The following is a 15,625-nucleotide window of genomic DNA, read 5'->3' on the forward strand; positions in this document are numbered from 1 at the left end:
AGCAAGATATCTATTCTATTGCATACAAATAATGGGTTACGTAGATGAATGAAAATAAACGATATTCAGTTTCAGTGATAGGAGATAGCGATTGTTTAGTCGACAGTATTTGCTACCGTCTTGCCTATGAGACCGGGATGTTGCTGGCCGATAATCGTTACTACATTGTCACAGGTGGCCTCGGTGGTGTGATGGAAGCTGCTGACAAAGGGGCGCATGCCTCGAAATATTATGAGTTTGGCGATACTATTGGCTATTTGCCAGGCAATCACACTGCGTTAGCCAATCAATGGGTAGATCGGCCAATACCAACATCACTAGGGCATGTACGTAATGCTATTGTGGCTCAGTCCGATGCTATCATTGCGGTCGGTGGCGCTGCAGGTACACTTTCAGAAATGTGCTTTGCGTGGATTTTTGACCGACTTGTCGTTGGGCTTACATGTAATGGTTGGTCTAAAGAACTTGCAGGAAAGAAAATTGACAATCGAATCCGTTTTCCCCATATAAAAGATGATTGCGTTTTTATGGCTTCAAATCCTATCGAGGCCGTTAACCTTATAAACCAAAAACTGCCACAGTACTTAGGCATCTAATAGATGCAATAAGCAGTGAGGGATCTCCGTATACAGGAGGGAATGCATGTATGATCCCCAAGGTATGTCTCAGGCGATATTCTTCAATATCCGATCGGCATAATATTAACAACGTTAAGCTTGTCTGTTGATGTTTGTTATTTGATTTGAAGGTTAGAAAATTGTTTGATAATTCATCAGATCAGAATGTTAAAAAGAAGAGTACGTCAGAGCATTCGGTGCTACGTCAAACACAAGTTTCGTTGCCAGTCAATAATTTTGAAAATCGTATACAAGAGATTGGGGCCGATCTTTTAGAAGATATGCATTCTCTATCATCAAACCAAAAAGAACCGTTAACTGATAAGTTAATGAGTTGGTCTATGAATGATAATGGATTTAAAACACAACTATTTCGATTTGTCGATACTTTGCCAGCTCTAAAAAATTCCAAACTAGTTCATGATTATCTTAAAGATTACTTATTTCAGCCGGACGTTAATTTACCTGCTGGTATATCAACAGCATTAAAGGCAGGGCGTTTTGCACGATCTGCTTTTGCAATGACTGTTAAGTTGCAAGTTGAAAGTATTGCGAAACGTTTTATCGCGGCTTCAAAACCAAATGATTTACTTTCCATATTACATGGACAATGGCAAAATGGTATTGCCTTCAGTATAGATCTACTCGGTGAAGAATGCTTAAGCGACGATGAAGCAAGTGAATATCAGAATAAGTATCTTGAATTGATACAATTGTTAAGCCAAGAAACATGTTCATGGCAGGCAATGACGCAACTGGAGGTTGGCTATAATCACCATGAACCTCGGGTTAATTTGTCACTGAAAATAAGCTCATTAATTGCCAAAGTGGACTCAATCAATTTTGATTATACATTGAATTCATTAGAACAAGCGATCAAACCTATTCTCATCTCAGCAGAACAGAATAATGTGTTTATCAATTTTGATATCGAATCTTATGCATTAAAAAATTTAACAATCAAGTTATTTGAACGATGTGTCACAAAATATCAATTTCATGCTGGAATCGCGATACAAGCATATCTTCATTCCGTAGAACATGATATTCAATCACTGATTAACACCGCAGCAAAATATAATCGCCAATTCACAATACGTTTGGTTAAAGGGGCATATTGGGATTATGAAGTAATCAATGCGAAACAGCGAGGTTGGCCAATTCCCGTATATACTAAGAAAGTAGAGGTTGATGCGAGTTTTGAGCGCATGGCAGAAAAAATATTAAATCAGACACCAAAGGCCGTAGGGCAAGGGGGCGCATTCCTTGCGTTGGGCTCACACAATGTGCGTTCAATTTCGCACGCTCTAGCTTATATGAAGGAGCTTGGCCTCCCAAAGAATGCAATTGAGCTACAAATGCTGTACGGAATGGCCGGAACATTAAAGACCGCCGTTGTTAACAAGGGCCTACGTTTGCGTGAGTACATCCCTGTTGGTGAATTGCTTCCGGGAATGGCGTATCTTGTCCGTAGATTATTAGAGAATACATCGAACGAATCATGGCTACATGCAGGAGAATCACAATCCCGATCCGATCAAGAACTGTTAGCCTCTCCTCATCAACACAGCCTGTTAGACGAGGCAAATCATGATACGAAATAATGAAAAGCAACCCTTGGTCGAAGACAAATCTCATGAAGCTGAAGCCGTAGGCTCGACAAGATCAAATACGCACTTTGAATTTATAAATGAATCTATACGCGATTTTTCTGATGAGAAGCAGCGACAACAATTCAAAAAATCAATAACCAGCATCAAAATACAGAATACAAAGCATATTGATACGCAAGATCTCGATTCTTATATCACAAGAGCCAAAAAGGCACAGCAGCATTGGCAGGCAACGGCGGTTTATCAAAGATCCGCGGCGCTACTACGTGCAGCAGATAACATCACTACTCATAGGGATGCTATCGCAGGTGTGATTATCCGTGAAGCGGGAAAAACATGGCGCGAAGCAGATGCAGAAGTATGTGAGGCAATAGATTTTCTACGATACTATGCTCGTTGTGCTATCGAACTTTCGATACCCGAAATACTCAATGATTACCCGGGCGAGTTCAATGAACATTGGATTGAGCCGCGTGGTATTGTTGCAGTTATTGCGCCATGGAACTTTCCGTTAGCAATACCATTGGGTATGACTGTTGCTGCTTTGGCTACAGGTAATGCCGTGATACTTAAACCTGCTGAGCAGACGCCTTATATCGCGAAAATGCTTGTTGAGAAACTACATCAATCAGGTATCCCCAAGGATATATTACATCTTGCTCCTGGCTTAGGTGAAACAATTGGTGCTCAGCTTGTTTCAGATTCTCGTATCAGCACGATCGCATTTACTGGTTCTAGGCAAGTCGGACTCAATATCATAAAAACAGCCTATGATACCAAGCCCGATCAGCATTTTATTAAACGCGTGATCTGTGAGATGGGCGGAAAAAACGCAATCATTGTGGATGATTCAGCTGATCTTGATCAAGCAATTGTTGGAGTGCGTGATTCTGCTTTCGGATTTGCGGGTCAAAAATGCTCAGCCTGCTCACGATGCATCGTTCTAGAAAGTATTCATGATTCGTTTGTTGATCGCTTGGTTGCTGCTACGAAAACGCTTGAGGTCGGCGATCCAATTAATCCCGGGACAGATATCGGCCCCTTGATTGATCAAGAAGCAGAACATAAAGCTCAATGCTATATCAATATAGGTCATGCCGAAGGCCACTGCGCTTTGGCGATGTCCTCGCCATTGTCTGCAGAGCCGCATGCGAATAGGCCTTTTGTCGGCCCCCATATTTTTACCGGCATTCAACAACATCACAGTCTCGCCAACGACGAAATTTTTGCCCCGGTTCTGGCTGTGATTAAAGCAAAAACATTTGATGAAGCGATCCATATCGCCAATGCAACCGATTATAAGCTTACTGGCGGTGTTTATACACGAAAACCATCGCACCTCACGAAAGCAAAACGAGAATTTAATGTGGGTAATCTTTACTTGAATCGTAATATTACAGGAGCATTAGTAGCGCGACAGCCTTTCGGCGGTTTCGGTTTATCCGGTATTGGCGAAAAGGCAGGTGGTGTTCATTATCTACGCCAGTTCACAGTCCCTCGGGTCTGTTCAGAAAATACGATGAGGCGTGGATTTGTGCCAGAAACATTCGATATGTGATGAATAATATGAGTGTACCCGGTAAACAAACATCTTATGTCATCGGTTGCTCATTCGTAGCTGCACTCGGTGGTTTGCTTTTTGGCTTTGATACAGCAGTTATTTCAGGAACACTGGCTGATCTAAAATCAGTGTTTATGTTGTCTAATGCATCATTAGGTTTTACCGTCGCTATTGCGCTTGTGGGTACAATTGTCGGGGCCATAGTATTTGGTAAACCTTCCGATATATATGGACGCCGTTTTGTTCTGTTTGTATTGGCTATCTGCTATCTTATTTCCGCCCTTGGCTCTGCACTCGCATGGGGATGGTATTCATTTCTTTTCTTTCGTTTCTTGGGTGGATTGGCTGTCGGGGGCGCCTCTGTTGTTTCGCCGATGTATATTGCAGAAATTGCTCCAGCAAAAATGCGCGGCAGACTGGTTGCGCTAACACAATTCAATATCGTCCTTGGCATCCTTCTCGCATTTCTTTCGAATTATGGTATCGCCATTTTTGACATGAGTGTGACCAATTGGAGATGGATGTTTGCTGTTGAAGCGATCCCATCATTTCTCTTTTTTTTACTTCTTTTCAAGGTACCACGATCGCCTCGATGGCTTATCGCTAAGCAGCGTGTGGATGAAGCCTATGTCGTTCTATCGAAATTGTGTAAAGATGAACATGAGATTCAACATGAAATGAATGCAGTCAAAGCATCATTGGATGTGAAGCACCATTCTGCTAAAGAGCCATTTTTTGAACGTGAGTACGCGATACCTATCTTTCTTGCGATCGCGATCGCCTCATTTAATCAGCTTTCAGGTATTAATGCCATACTCTACTACGCGCCTTCTATTTTCGAAATGGCAGGCGCCGGTCAAGATACCGCGCTTCTTCAATCTGTTGCTGTTGGGGTCGTGAATCTTATTTTCACAATGCTCGCGATGCTTGTCATCGACCTCATTGGCCGCCGCTCGCTTATGCTCATCGGATCCGTCGGATATCTCATTAGCCTGTCCGCAATCGCAGCATCCTTCTACTACTACAATCAGATGTTTACCAGAACTGGTGGACTCATAGTTCTTGTCTCTATCTTTTTGTTTATTGCCGCTCATGCATTTGGTCAAGGTGCCGTCATATGGGTCTTTATCAGCGAAATCTTTCCAAACCGCATCAGAGCCCGTGGCCAAGCGCTCGGCTCATTCACACATTGGTTTATGGCCGCACTCATCTCGTGGATCTTCCCCGTAATCGCAGCCCAGTCCGGCGGTAGCGCTTTCGCATTTTTTGCGGTCATGATGTTTCTCCAACTCCTTTGGGTCATCTTTATCATGCCCGAAACAAAGGGGATTCCATTGGAGCAAATTCAAAAGAAACTGCATATTAAGTAATCGCCCAGCCCATCTTATCGCTTTCAGCAGTGCAGTCGATCACTCGAAATGACACCACTATGTCATCCTGCAAATTCGGTCATTCTTGGCTTAGTATCTGGGGTCGTCCGATAATAAATTACTACAGAGCAGTGCTTATAGGCCAAATATCGCTTAACTACTGTCTTGCAAGAACTTTGGATAAAGTTCTTGACGTTTGGTGGTTGGTCGGGTAACGTATACCAAACATAACCCGACAAAAAGTTTCAAGTCGAGCCGTTCCCATCGTCGAAAATATTACCGACGAATGCAATCAACCCCACAATATGTTGGGGTAACGTGGATACTTAGCACGATGGAAGCGAAATAGAAATGGCTAACCCCCTGATTATGCTCGGCCCCGGTGGTGATTACGTGACTCGTTACGCTGTAAAGGGTACGGGCATTCAACGGCACGCAAGTACCAGTAGCGACACCGAAACTGCCGGATCGTTTGCCTCTTGGGCCAAATGGCCGCGTAGGAAAAAGCGAACCGCTGCTCAAACACGCACTCTGGCCAATAAACTGGCATCAACTCAACCCACATGTACGAGTCTAGCTCGGCAACCCGATTCATACGAACGCACCACCCCGCAGCCACACATTGGCGCTTACAATCAAAAAAACAACGGCCAGCTTGAATCAGAACTCGGCATGATCTCAATACTCATCGCTTGGCTCAATGCTCAGCACAAGCAACTTACCTCACTTCACGAACAGATTATGAGTCTGCAAGTGGACACCGTTGATTCAATAGCCATCAGAACAAATACTGCTGAACCCATTCACCGAATTGTTCAGCAACCAATAACCAGCCGCGCGCAGCAAATCTCTGCCGCTATCGAGGAGAGTCTCAATGAATCTCACGCCAAGACAGCTTCAAATCCTCACCAAAATTCGGGATTATCGCGTGACCAAGGGTTATTCCCCAACAATGCAGCAACTCGCCAACGATCTGGGGGTCTCCAAGGTCACAGTATTCGAACACGTCGAAGCACTCATCAAAAAAGGCGCGCTGCAACGCGATGCCAACAAGGCTCGCTCTTTGAGGCTTTCCCCAAATCTGCAGTTGCCTGATGAATCCAAGAAAACGCGACTTCCCTTGGTTGGCACGATTGCCGCAGGTATCCCAATCGAAGCGGTCGAGCAGCGTGAACACCTCGATCTTGAGGAACTCTTCACTTCAGGTCATGTTCATGGCGACAATACCTTCGTCCTCCGCGTACGTGGTGAATCAATGATCGATGAACACATCCAGGACGGTGACTACGTTGTTTGTCAGCGACGTAATACGGCTCGTAACGGGGAAACTGTCGTTGCCATCGTTGATAACGATGAAGCAACGCTGAAAACACTATTCCACGAAAAATCAGGTCAAATCCGACTTCAGCCTGCAAACGATAATTTCGAACCCATTATCGTCGATCCAAACCGTATTCAGATCCAAGGCACGGTCATCGGCGTCATTCGTACATACTGATTTTCGAAGCGCCTTACGGTGATTCCATCAAACGATGAATGATTGCATCGTGTGCTGTAGTGTGTCCAAAATAACAAGACTAGTTTGCTTAAATTACATAACCAACCATGTCTGCGACATTCAACATCAAGCAAGAATCTCATCGCCTCGCAATTGCTATAAGCTATGCCGTCCAGCCGCATCAAATCCGAAGCTTAAATTTGCCTATACATGAACTCTATACATTTGCCCAGAAACGCAAGCTAACCGTAATAGCCCCGCTCACAATCCAATATAGTTGCTCGCCAAATAAAGCTATCCATACCAATGTATGTCTTCCGATTGACTCCATACCTTCTCAGCTAAAGCTTGAGACCCAAATCAACCAATATCAGCTTGCTGCCGCAACTTTTCTAACCCACCACCACATCGGCCCTGTCGCAACGATTCCGACCTCATGGAAGTTACTTATTGCGTTTGCTCGGAGCAGTAGTCATAAAACAGATACAACCTGTCGTCGTGAAGTCTATCACCACTTCACTCGCCACCATGCACATGACAATATTATTGAATTGCAATTAACAATGGCTAAGCAATCGACTCATTACACCCCATGCGATTCATCAAAGGAAAGGGAATGCCATGTCTAATACAAACGCGATCACTACCAAGCAGATCCCCAACATGACCGCCATCGCCATCACACGCAAGGTGACCATCGATCAGATTTCAACAACGGCTGAAGCCTGTGTGCCTCATCTCTTTCAAGTAGCCGAAGCCATCCACGCGACGGTCATCGGTCCATGCGAATTCATCTACGATGGCTACCTCAACGACGAAACTTCCTCCACTTATCTCACGATGGCACTCCCCATTCAACCCGGCCCCACAGACGGCCCAATCGATGGCCTCTCACCCGAAATACATATCTGTCAGATTCCCGCCTGTTCCTGTGCGACACTCCAGCATCTCGGCTCGATGGAAGATATTTGCTCAACTTATAAAGCGATTTCCGATCACGCCGACAAAGAAAACCTTCACCTCAACAAAGCACATTTTCGTGAGGTTTACCACAACTGGGTCGACTATAGTTCCCCAAACAATATCACTGAAATTCAGGTCGCGATCGCTTCCTGATCCACCGTTGGCTCAATCGTTTAGCCAAAAAAACAATCACACACATATTTGATTAAGTAGGTTCGTACCAATGGCCCAACAAACATCTTTCATCATCAAGGACACGCCAAACTATACCGCCCTTTGTCACACACGTGATATTACTTTCGCTCAGATTCCCGAAGTCGCAGGCGAAGTCATTCCGCAAATCTGGGAGCACGCTCTTAATAAACTCGATACCTGTACCGCAGGCCCTGTTGTTTTTAGTTATGAGCCATCCGAAAAACCAGACCACATACAACTCACTATTGCCATCCCCATAGTTCCCAAGGACGGCCTCGAGCTTAGCTCCAGTGACTATCAAATCAAACACTATCCACCAGCCAAAGTCGCCTCAACAGAACACCCAGGTAGTATGACCACAATCGGCCAATCTTGGGAAAAACTTTTTCAGTCCACCAAAGAAGCTGGCCTGAACTGCGAATGTGGCAATGGTCGTGAAATCTATACGCACTGGATCAGTCATGAATCCCCCGACAACCGCACTGAGATACAAGCACTTATTATGGATTAAATCGCATAAAATTAGCATTAATTCCTTCGCCGCGTTTTAACGCGGCTTTTTCTTTACATCCTCATTGACACCCACCACAATATCTTTTCATGCATCCTGAGTAGTGTTTGCCATTGTTTGCGGCAGACCAACCCAGAACTCCCACTTATTCATGCTCAACCTCGCACACGAATCAACATAACAACAGAGATTTCCATGACGGCCCAAGATTCAGCACACGCTTCTTCCGACCTCGATCTTCTGAAACACTATCTATCAGTTAGAGAGGAGCATTGTCCTTCTTGCAGCTACAACCTGCACAACCTCACCAATGACTCCTGCCCTGAGTGTGGCGAACCACTCAAATTGCAGGTCGCCCTTCAGACCCCAAAGCTCGCCGCCTTCATCACCGGCCTCATCGCTCTCTCAATATCCGCCGGCTTCCCGATTCTCTTTGCCGCAATGGCACTCATCGCCTTCACTGCAAACGGTTACTATCCTCGAAAGATGTTGTACTTTTTTAGCGGCCTCGTTCTGCTTTCTCTTCTTAATTCTTCCTTCACTTTTGTATGGTGCCGATTTAAAGCGACTCTGATCCGCAGGACCAGCCGTTTTCGATGGCCCGTCGCCATCATTTCTTGGCTTCTCTGTCCGATCACCATGTTCATTGCATACATCATTCTCGAATTATTCGAATAGCCGCACGTCTCTGTTTTTGCCAAGTACCCACTAACCCCTACTTGACGCACCATCCCCCCTTTCCCTTATCATGTCCGCATGTCTCAGGCTCATACCGCCTCCAATTTGGCCTCCCAATTACCCCCCATCGGCCTCATCGCCGGGCAGGGGCGTATGCCCATCCTCGAAGTCCAAGGTATCCACGCCGCAGGCCGCCAAGTCGCCTGTATCGGCCTCGCAGGCCAATACGAGCCCGATCTGCCCGATCTCTGCGATCATTTCGCACCCGTAGGCCTGATCCGCATCGGTCAGTGGTGTAAAAAACTTCGTCAATTCGGTGCCGACGAAGCCGTCATGATCGGCCGCGTTCGCAAATCACGCATGTATGACCCCCTCGGCATTTTTCGGCAACTCCCTGATTTTCGTGCTGCTAAAATCTGGTATCGTGTCCTGAGGCACGATCGTCGGTCGCAAACCCTCCTTTCCGCCGTCGCAAACGAAATGCAAACCTGTGGAGTCAAACTCATCGATTCAACCCAGTACATCACAGACCATCTCGCTTCCGAAGGCATCATGACCAAGCGAGGGCTTACGCCCGCTCAGGAAGCCGACATCAAATTCGCTTGGCCCATCCTCATGAACATGAATAATCTCGAAATCGGCCAAGCCATTGCCGTCAAAGACCGCGAAGTCATCGCCGTCGAAGCGATGGAAGGCACAGATGCCATGATCAAACGCGCAGGCAAGCTCTGCCGCTCCGGCAACTTCATCCTCCTCAAAGGACCCAACCCCGGCAAAGACATGCGCTTCGATGTCCCAACCATCGGCCTCCAAACCATCAAAACCCTCGAATCTGCAGGCGGTTCCTGTCTCGTCGTGGCCACCAACCAAGTCATTCTCGCCGACAAGCCCCGCGTCATTGAAGCCGCCAATAAAGCGAACATCACCGTCGTCGGAATATAACCACACCACATGCCCGTTATCTCTACGCAAACCGCTCCCGGAAGTGAGGCCGATTTGCCGTAGCATTCACAAGCCCGTCACCGCTGGTGATGGGGTGTTCTGCAACTCAGCACCTTATTGCCCACAACTCCTTTTACTTCCAATTGGCTCTCGTCTAGTGCTTTTGCTATCCTTATTCTGCAATTTAGACTCAGTCTAATTGGACTGAGTCTCGACTGTTTGAGAGACACCATAGAAATGAGCATCATGACCACCACCGCAAACAAACCATTCTTCGAAGCGCTCGCTGCCGCCATCGCCCCGAATAGCGAATTCGCATCGGTCATCCCAACAGAAACCGCTCTCACATGTGCTGCGCCCAACGATGTTCCCGCAATCTATGAAGTCACGCTCGATGCTAACAACATCTATATCGCGCTCCACACCCCCGACCGTTGGCTCAGTGAATCGGTCGAAGCCGACCTCATGCATACCGGCGACAAGCTCGAAGAGCTGCTCGAAGATGAACTCGTCGAACTCAATGCCTCTCATACAAAATACACCTTCCAGCATTATCGCGACGATCATCTACGCTATATCTTCCGTACACCCATCTCCTTTGAGGCCGAATCCGACCTCACGAGTGCCGTCCTCATCAAGCAAGCCGCGGACCTCCTCCTCGCCTATCAACTCGCATTTGTTGAGCTCGGCGACATGGCCGGCGAAGACGAAGATTAAATTCTCAATACCAGCAGATGCCGTTCTACCTGCGTGACGACAACCTTGATTGAGCGATCAATATGTATCAGGCTCTGCCTCATTGATTTCTCATCACTTTTTCATCCGTGTGTCACAAAAGATATGCACCCTAATTGATAATTTTCACCGCGATGTTACGCTTAGTGTTACGTGTACGCTGCGACATCAGACAGTCAGCCTCTAACCTGACGTCACTTCGCCTGTCCCGTTTCGTTTCAGACTGCTGTCTCAGAGCGATTAACGTCATCATTGACACGACTTCTTTGTTGGTCGGCTTGACTCAGCCCCCGCTTTTCACGCACATTCTCATTGCCCCGCCCGTGAAGTGAAAGCTCGCCGTTCAACTTACAAGTATGACGCCTCGCTCGACCGCGTGCTATCCATGTTTGATAGCTGTACGGTCAAGTTGCTTACTTTTACGTTAGCTTTCAAGCGTGAACTCGTTTGCTACTCACCCGGTCAACAACTGACCTATTGCAATCAAACATATTTACGCCAAACATTCTGACATCCGCAACTGACCTGAATCAACCCCGCGCTACAATCAACGCTTGATTGACGCTTTGAGCAGACTGCCACAAATCCAGATCACCTATCATTTGATCTGACGCAAACCGCTCTAAACAACAGCGCATTCACGACTCTTATGGAGCATTCGCAATGCGAGTTCTCATGCTAGGTTGGGAGTTTCCTCCCTTTATCTCCGGTGGCCTCGGCACCGCATGCCATGGCCTCACCAAAGCCCTCGGCAAGTGTGGCGTCGATATCACATTCGTACTCCCCAAAGCCATCGACTCCGAACTGACTTCACACGTCAACCTCCTTGCCCCCCAAACCACCCCCACAGGCAATCCCCCCGGCAAACGCTCCGCCGAAGAAGTCGCCGCTACCTTCACTTACGAACAACTCGCCTACGACGAGCCTTCCACCGAAGATTTCTCCCACGTCACCTTCCAAGCCATCCCCGCCAAGGTGCCCGCCCCCTATCAACAATCCAAGCCCGCCGCCTCCTCATCTTTCTTCGCGCCGCCCACCGAGATGGCCAAGCAATACGATCAACGCCATACCTCGCATAAAGCTGGCCCCGCCATCCGTACCTCCCCGCGGCCTGGCTTCTCTTCCGATCAAGCCACACCTACTTCACACCCCGTCGCGCATGAGCCCGGCTCCGAAGTTGAATACGACGGCGACCTCTATGCCGCCGCCAAACGCTATGCCGCACTCACGCTCGACCTCTGCCGCAACAACCACGATTTTGACGTCGTACACGCGCACGATTGGCTCACCTTCCCCGCAGGCATCGCCGCCTCGCAAGCCCTCTCTCTCCCTCTCGTCGTCCACATCCACTCCACCGAATTCGACCGTGCTGGCGACAACATCAATCAAGCTATCTACGCCATCGAAAAGCAGGGCCTCCACGCCGCCACCGCCATCATCGCGGTCTCGCACCTCACCAAATCCATCGTCTGTAATCGCTACGACATCCCCCCCGAAAAAGTCCACGTCGTCTACAACGGCATCGACAACGGTGTCATCACCCCTATCCAAGCCGCACGCCCACGCACCATCGACCGCAACGATAAAATCGCCCTCTTCCTCGGCCGCATCACCCACCAAAAAGGCCCTGAATACTTCGTCGAAGCCGCTAAAAAAGTTCTCGAGAAGATCGACAACATCAAATTCATCATGGCAGGTTCAGGCGACAAAACCCGTGAAGTCATCGAACTCGCAGCCAAGCACGGCATCGGCAACAAAGTCCTCTTCACAGGCTTCCTACGCGGCAACGACGTCCAGCGCGTCTTCCAAATGGCCGACGTCTACGTCATGCCCTCCGTCTCCGAGCCCTTCGGCATCGCCGCTCTCGAAGCCATTCGGCAAGACGTTCCCGTCATCGTATCCAAAACTTCAGGCGTCGCCGAAGTCGTTCGCCACGCACTCAAAGTCGACTTCTGGGACACCCACGCCATCGCCGATCGCATCGTCAACGTCCTCACCCGCCCACCCCTCGCCGCCGAACTCCGCAAGCACGCCGACCTCGAACTCCGCAAACTCACCTGGGACGGTGCCGCCATCAAAACCACGGAACTTTATACCCAACTCACGCCCACAGCCCTTCATAGTTAAGACGTGTCATAAAACTAAAACTCACCCAACCCGCATACCTTCGCATGCGGGTTGTTCTTTTGTATGACACAATATAGACCCCCCAGCTTACGCACATTACCATAGCCCTCATGGATTCACCCGCACCTAAACCTATCATCATCACAATCGCTCTTCTCCTCATCGTCCTCCTCGCCTACATCCTCTTTGCCGTCGTCCCCGGCCGCCAACTCGGTCCCGGCTCATCCAACGTCAAAACCGCCATTCAAATCCCCACCGCCCGCTTCAACATCGGCTCCCCATCACAATACAAAGATCCAACCATCTACACCGACTACCTCGATTCCCGTCAGGTCTACCTCGTTACCAATTCACACAACATGCTCGTTGCCCTCGCTGCACGTTGCCCCAAAGACAACAATCCCATCACCTTTGATCGCGATTCTTATCGCTTTGAGTGTCACGCCTGTCGCTCCCGTTTCACTTCCGATGGCCTCCGCCTTCGCCCATACACAGCCCCCACCTCCCTTGCTCGTTTGCAAATCGCCTACGATCCTGACAACGACACCCTCACCGTCCGTCCCCACCGTTTTTTCTTTCACGAAAATAAAAAACGCGACACCTGGTCAAACCCTCATTCCATGTATCACTACATCACCCCCAATATCGCTCCTGTACGCCGCTGAAGACCCATTTCAATTTAAACCTCATCGCTTCAAAAAAAACAATCACCATTTCCCCTCATTTTTCTTTGATCGACTCTTTTTTCACCATATTATTCAAAGTATACACAAGCACATTCTTAAGCATTTTATTTTGACCTTTAACGCAATGTGGTGACCTATGAATCAGATGCTTTCCCCTGCTGCTACCCTGTCTAATCATCCACTGTATTCGTCTTCCCAGATTCCTCGCTACATCACACAAACCGAAGCCAATCAACTCGCAACCTTCTCTCAGCGAGCCTTCTTCCACATCCCCGTTCCCGCCTCTTTTTCCCTCCCCCGCGCCATCTGCTCCTATGGCTTCTACATTCTCGCGCCCAACCATTGGAACCCCATCACCCAAACCTTCACCCGCCCATTCCGCTTCGCGCACAACCGCACCCTCGTCATTCAACTCACACAAAAATCACAAACCACCACCCCTCGCCTCTGCGTCAAAACCTCTCAGCCCGCAACGCCCCTCGAAATCATTCACATCAAACAGGCGCTTCGGCGAATGCTCCGCCTCAATGAAGACTTCACACGCTTCCACAGCCTGCACCCCCTCGCAGCCCGCAAACATTTTGGCCGCCTCCTGCGTTCGCCCTCACTCTTTGAAGATATCATCAAAACGATCACCACCTGTAATGTCACTTGGCCCAACACCATCCGTATGAACAATCTGCTTGTCCAAAAAATCGGCCGCGGTGACTTCCCTTCTCCCAAACAGCTCGCCGCCGTTACAGAATCTGAACTCAAACATCTTTGCAAAGTCGGCTACCGCGCCAAGCGCATCATCAAACTCGCCCGTTGCATCGTCAACGGCTCGCTCAATCTCAGCGAACTCGACTCACCCACCCTCACCACCGATCAGCTCTATCCCAAACTTCTCGCCATCCACGGTATAGGCCCTTACGCCGCCTCAAATCTCTGTCAACTCCTCGCCCATTACGACCGCATCCCCATCGACTCCGAAACCCACCGCCACTTCTGTAAACACCACAACCTCAAACGCCCTACCACCCACAAATCAATCAATCGATTAGACAAGAAAATACGTAAGCATTACACCCCCTACGCTCCCTACCAATTCCTCGCCTACTGGTTCGACCTCTGGCAAGACTACGAAGATCATCTCGATAAACCCGCCCACGATTGGCAACCCCACGAACTCGACGCCTTCACCGCCTCTAACCTCAACTAACTTTTAGTTAGATCGCAAGCTCCAATGCCTCTTACGCCGCAACCCGCTCGCTCTTACCTTTAACCGTACAAGCCTGCCCCTTTTTCAGCCTCGCAATCATGCAAGGCCGCATCCCCCTCAATCCCTCAACCTTCCCAATCAACCGAAGCCATAGCAGCTCCACCAGCATCAGCGGTGGCAACACCGCCAAATGCCCCGACGAGTTGACCATCTCCACCTTTGCAAGTTCCAGTCCCGCCGCCTCAGCCACTTTTCTTAAATCCTTCTCTCTATTCATGAGATAGTGAGTCTCGTACACGTCCTCACCTTTTCTTCCCAGCAGCACACCCGCCGCCCACGCAATCATCACTTCCGGCAACAACCGCGCACCCAACGTTGTATACCCCCACTTGTTCGGCGTATGAATCAACACCTCCCCATCCTCACTCAGCACACGCTCCACCTCACGCATCAAACCCACCGGATCCTTCACATGCTCCACCACCATATTCAGCGTCACCAGATCCACGCCCCCATCTCCCATCGGCAATCTCTCCGTAATATCGCACACCACCTTCTCATTCAATCCCTCATGCCGCCCAATCGAATCCGCATCCAGATCAATCCCCACAACATGCACGTCCTCCAAATCCAACCGATACTCATTTTTCTCCGCAACAAATGGCGAGAAAAACGCATGTCCGCACCCCAAATCAATCCACCGCTTAACCTTTCCTTCACCCAATATCCGCTTCAGTTCATCCGCATACCCGTACTGACTGTTCAGCAACTCCGGATACAGTAACCGCACCGCTTTCCAGTAAAGCCGATCCGTCAACCGATAATAAGCAGCGCGCAATGATCCCATAAAAGCTTCTGACCTTTCACCTCATTCATCGACACATCATTCACGCCAAAACCACGCCCGCCCTTATCGGACACCCTTAAT

14 protein-coding genes are annotated in these 15,625 nt (G+C 48.6%); 13 read left to right on the plus strand and 1 reads right to left on the minus strand.

The genetic code is table 11. The features are described 5' to 3' along the window. The first annotated feature begins 44 nt into the window (after positions 1-44). From KS4_RS01825 to KS4_RS01890, 13 genes are all read left to right on the plus strand, one after another. Complete coding sequence (locus KS4_RS01825) at positions 45-596, plus strand: SLOG cluster 4 domain-containing protein (protein ID WP_145073776.1); 552 nt, start codon at positions 45-47, stop codon at positions 594-596. A gap of 218 nt (positions 597-814) precedes the next feature. Further along, positions 815-2,221, plus strand: a complete 1,407-nt coding sequence (locus tag KS4_RS01830) for a proline dehydrogenase family protein (RefSeq protein WP_145073779.1) — start codon at positions 815-817, stop codon at positions 2,219-2,221. Continuing rightward, complete coding sequence (locus KS4_RS01835; protein WP_145073782.1) at positions 2,208-3,788, plus strand: aldehyde dehydrogenase family protein; 1,581 nt, start codon at positions 2,208-2,210, stop codon at positions 3,786-3,788. Before KS4_RS01830 ends, KS4_RS01835 begins: the two co-directional genes overlap by 14 nt. Next, positions 3,788-5,161, plus strand: coding sequence for a sugar porter family MFS transporter (locus tag KS4_RS01840; protein WP_234698840.1), 1,374 nt, complete (start codon positions 3,788-3,790; stop codon positions 5,159-5,161). Before KS4_RS01835 ends, KS4_RS01840 begins: the two co-directional genes overlap by 1 nt. Positions 5,162-6,011: 850 nt before the next feature. Then, positions 6,012-6,659 carry a transcriptional repressor LexA gene (gene lexA / locus KS4_RS01845; protein ID WP_390620471.1) on the plus strand — a complete coding sequence of 216 codons (648 nt, stop codon included), beginning with the start codon at positions 6,012-6,014 and terminating at the stop codon, positions 6,657-6,659. A gap of 621 nt (positions 6,660-7,280) precedes the next feature. Then, a complete protein-coding gene (locus KS4_RS01855; RefSeq protein WP_145073791.1) occupies positions 7,281-7,775 on the plus strand; it encodes a GyrI-like domain-containing protein in 495 nt (164 codons plus the stop codon). Positions 7,776-7,845: 70 nt separating this feature from the next. Continuing rightward, the gene (locus KS4_RS01860; protein WP_145073793.1) at positions 7,846-8,328 is read left to right on the plus strand and encodes a GyrI-like domain-containing protein; all 483 of its coding nucleotides are present in this window, start codon (positions 7,846-7,848) and stop codon (positions 8,326-8,328) included. 195 nt (positions 8,329-8,523) lie between these two features. Continuing rightward, the gene (locus KS4_RS01865; protein ID WP_145073796.1) at positions 8,524-9,006 is read left to right on the plus strand and encodes a hypothetical protein; all 483 of its coding nucleotides are present in this window, start codon (positions 8,524-8,526) and stop codon (positions 9,004-9,006) included. A gap of 78 nt (positions 9,007-9,084) precedes the next feature. Further along, positions 9,085-9,948, plus strand: a complete 864-nt coding sequence (locus tag KS4_RS01870) for an LpxI family protein (RefSeq protein WP_145073799.1) — start codon at positions 9,085-9,087, stop codon at positions 9,946-9,948. A gap of 246 nt (positions 9,949-10,194) precedes the next feature. Further along, complete coding sequence (locus tag KS4_RS01875; protein WP_145073802.1) at positions 10,195-10,665, plus strand: hypothetical protein; 471 nt, start codon at positions 10,195-10,197, stop codon at positions 10,663-10,665. Positions 10,666-11,346: 681 nt separating this feature from the next. Further along, positions 11,347-12,810, plus strand: coding sequence for a glycosyltransferase (locus KS4_RS01880; RefSeq protein ID WP_145073805.1), 1,464 nt, complete (start codon positions 11,347-11,349; stop codon positions 12,808-12,810). A 110-nt stretch (positions 12,811-12,920) separates the two neighbouring features. Beyond that, positions 12,921-13,475, plus strand: coding sequence for a hypothetical protein (locus tag KS4_RS01885; protein WP_145073808.1), 555 nt, complete (start codon positions 12,921-12,923; stop codon positions 13,473-13,475). A 157-nt stretch (positions 13,476-13,632) separates the two neighbouring features. Beyond that, complete coding sequence (locus tag KS4_RS01890; protein ID WP_145073811.1) at positions 13,633-14,697, plus strand: hypothetical protein; 1,065 nt, start codon at positions 13,633-13,635, stop codon at positions 14,695-14,697. Between the two features lie 31 nt (positions 14,698-14,728). Here KS4_RS01890 and KS4_RS01895 read toward each other — a convergent pair whose 3' ends face one another. Next, the gene (locus KS4_RS01895; protein WP_145073814.1) at positions 14,729-15,544 is read right to left on the minus strand and encodes a class I SAM-dependent methyltransferase; all 816 of its coding nucleotides are present in this window, start codon (positions 15,542-15,544) and stop codon (positions 14,729-14,731) included. Between the last annotated feature and the right edge of the window lie 81 nt (positions 15,545-15,625).

It is taken from the genome of Poriferisphaera corsica (genome assembly GCF_007747445.1).
GTDB classification, from domain to species: Bacteria; Planctomycetota; Phycisphaerae; order Phycisphaerales; family Phycisphaeraceae; genus Poriferisphaera; species Poriferisphaera corsica.

Coding starts and splice junctions, on each gene's coding strand:
- KS4_RS01870 (WP_145073799.1), top strand. CDS start 9,085: ATGTCTCAGGCTCATACCGCCTCCAATTTGGCCTCCCAATTACCCCCC.
- KS4_RS01885 (WP_145073808.1), top strand. CDS start 12,921: ATGGATTCACCCGCACCTAAACCTATCATCATCACAATCGCTCTTCTC.
- KS4_RS01835 (WP_145073782.1), top strand. CDS start 2,208: ATGATACGAAATAATGAAAAGCAACCCTTGGTCGAAGACAAATCTCAT.
- KS4_RS01895 (WP_145073814.1), bottom strand. CDS start 15,544: ATGGGATCATTGCGCGCTGCTTATTATCGGTTGACGGATCGGCTTTAC.
- KS4_RS01865 (WP_145073796.1), top strand. CDS start 8,524: ATGACGGCCCAAGATTCAGCACACGCTTCTTCCGACCTCGATCTTCTG.
- KS4_RS01855 (WP_145073791.1), top strand. CDS start 7,281: ATGTCTAATACAAACGCGATCACTACCAAGCAGATCCCCAACATGACC.
- KS4_RS01860 (WP_145073793.1), top strand. CDS start 7,846: ATGGCCCAACAAACATCTTTCATCATCAAGGACACGCCAAACTATACC.
- KS4_RS01875 (WP_145073802.1), top strand. CDS start 10,195: ATGACCACCACCGCAAACAAACCATTCTTCGAAGCGCTCGCTGCCGCC.
- KS4_RS01880 (WP_145073805.1), top strand. CDS start 11,347: ATGCGAGTTCTCATGCTAGGTTGGGAGTTTCCTCCCTTTATCTCCGGT.
- KS4_RS01825 (WP_145073776.1), top strand. CDS start 45: ATGAATGAAAATAAACGATATTCAGTTTCAGTGATAGGAGATAGCGAT.
- KS4_RS01890 (WP_145073811.1), top strand. CDS start 13,633: ATGAATCAGATGCTTTCCCCTGCTGCTACCCTGTCTAATCATCCACTG.
- KS4_RS01840 (WP_234698840.1), top strand. CDS start 3,788: ATGAATAATATGAGTGTACCCGGTAAACAAACATCTTATGTCATCGGT.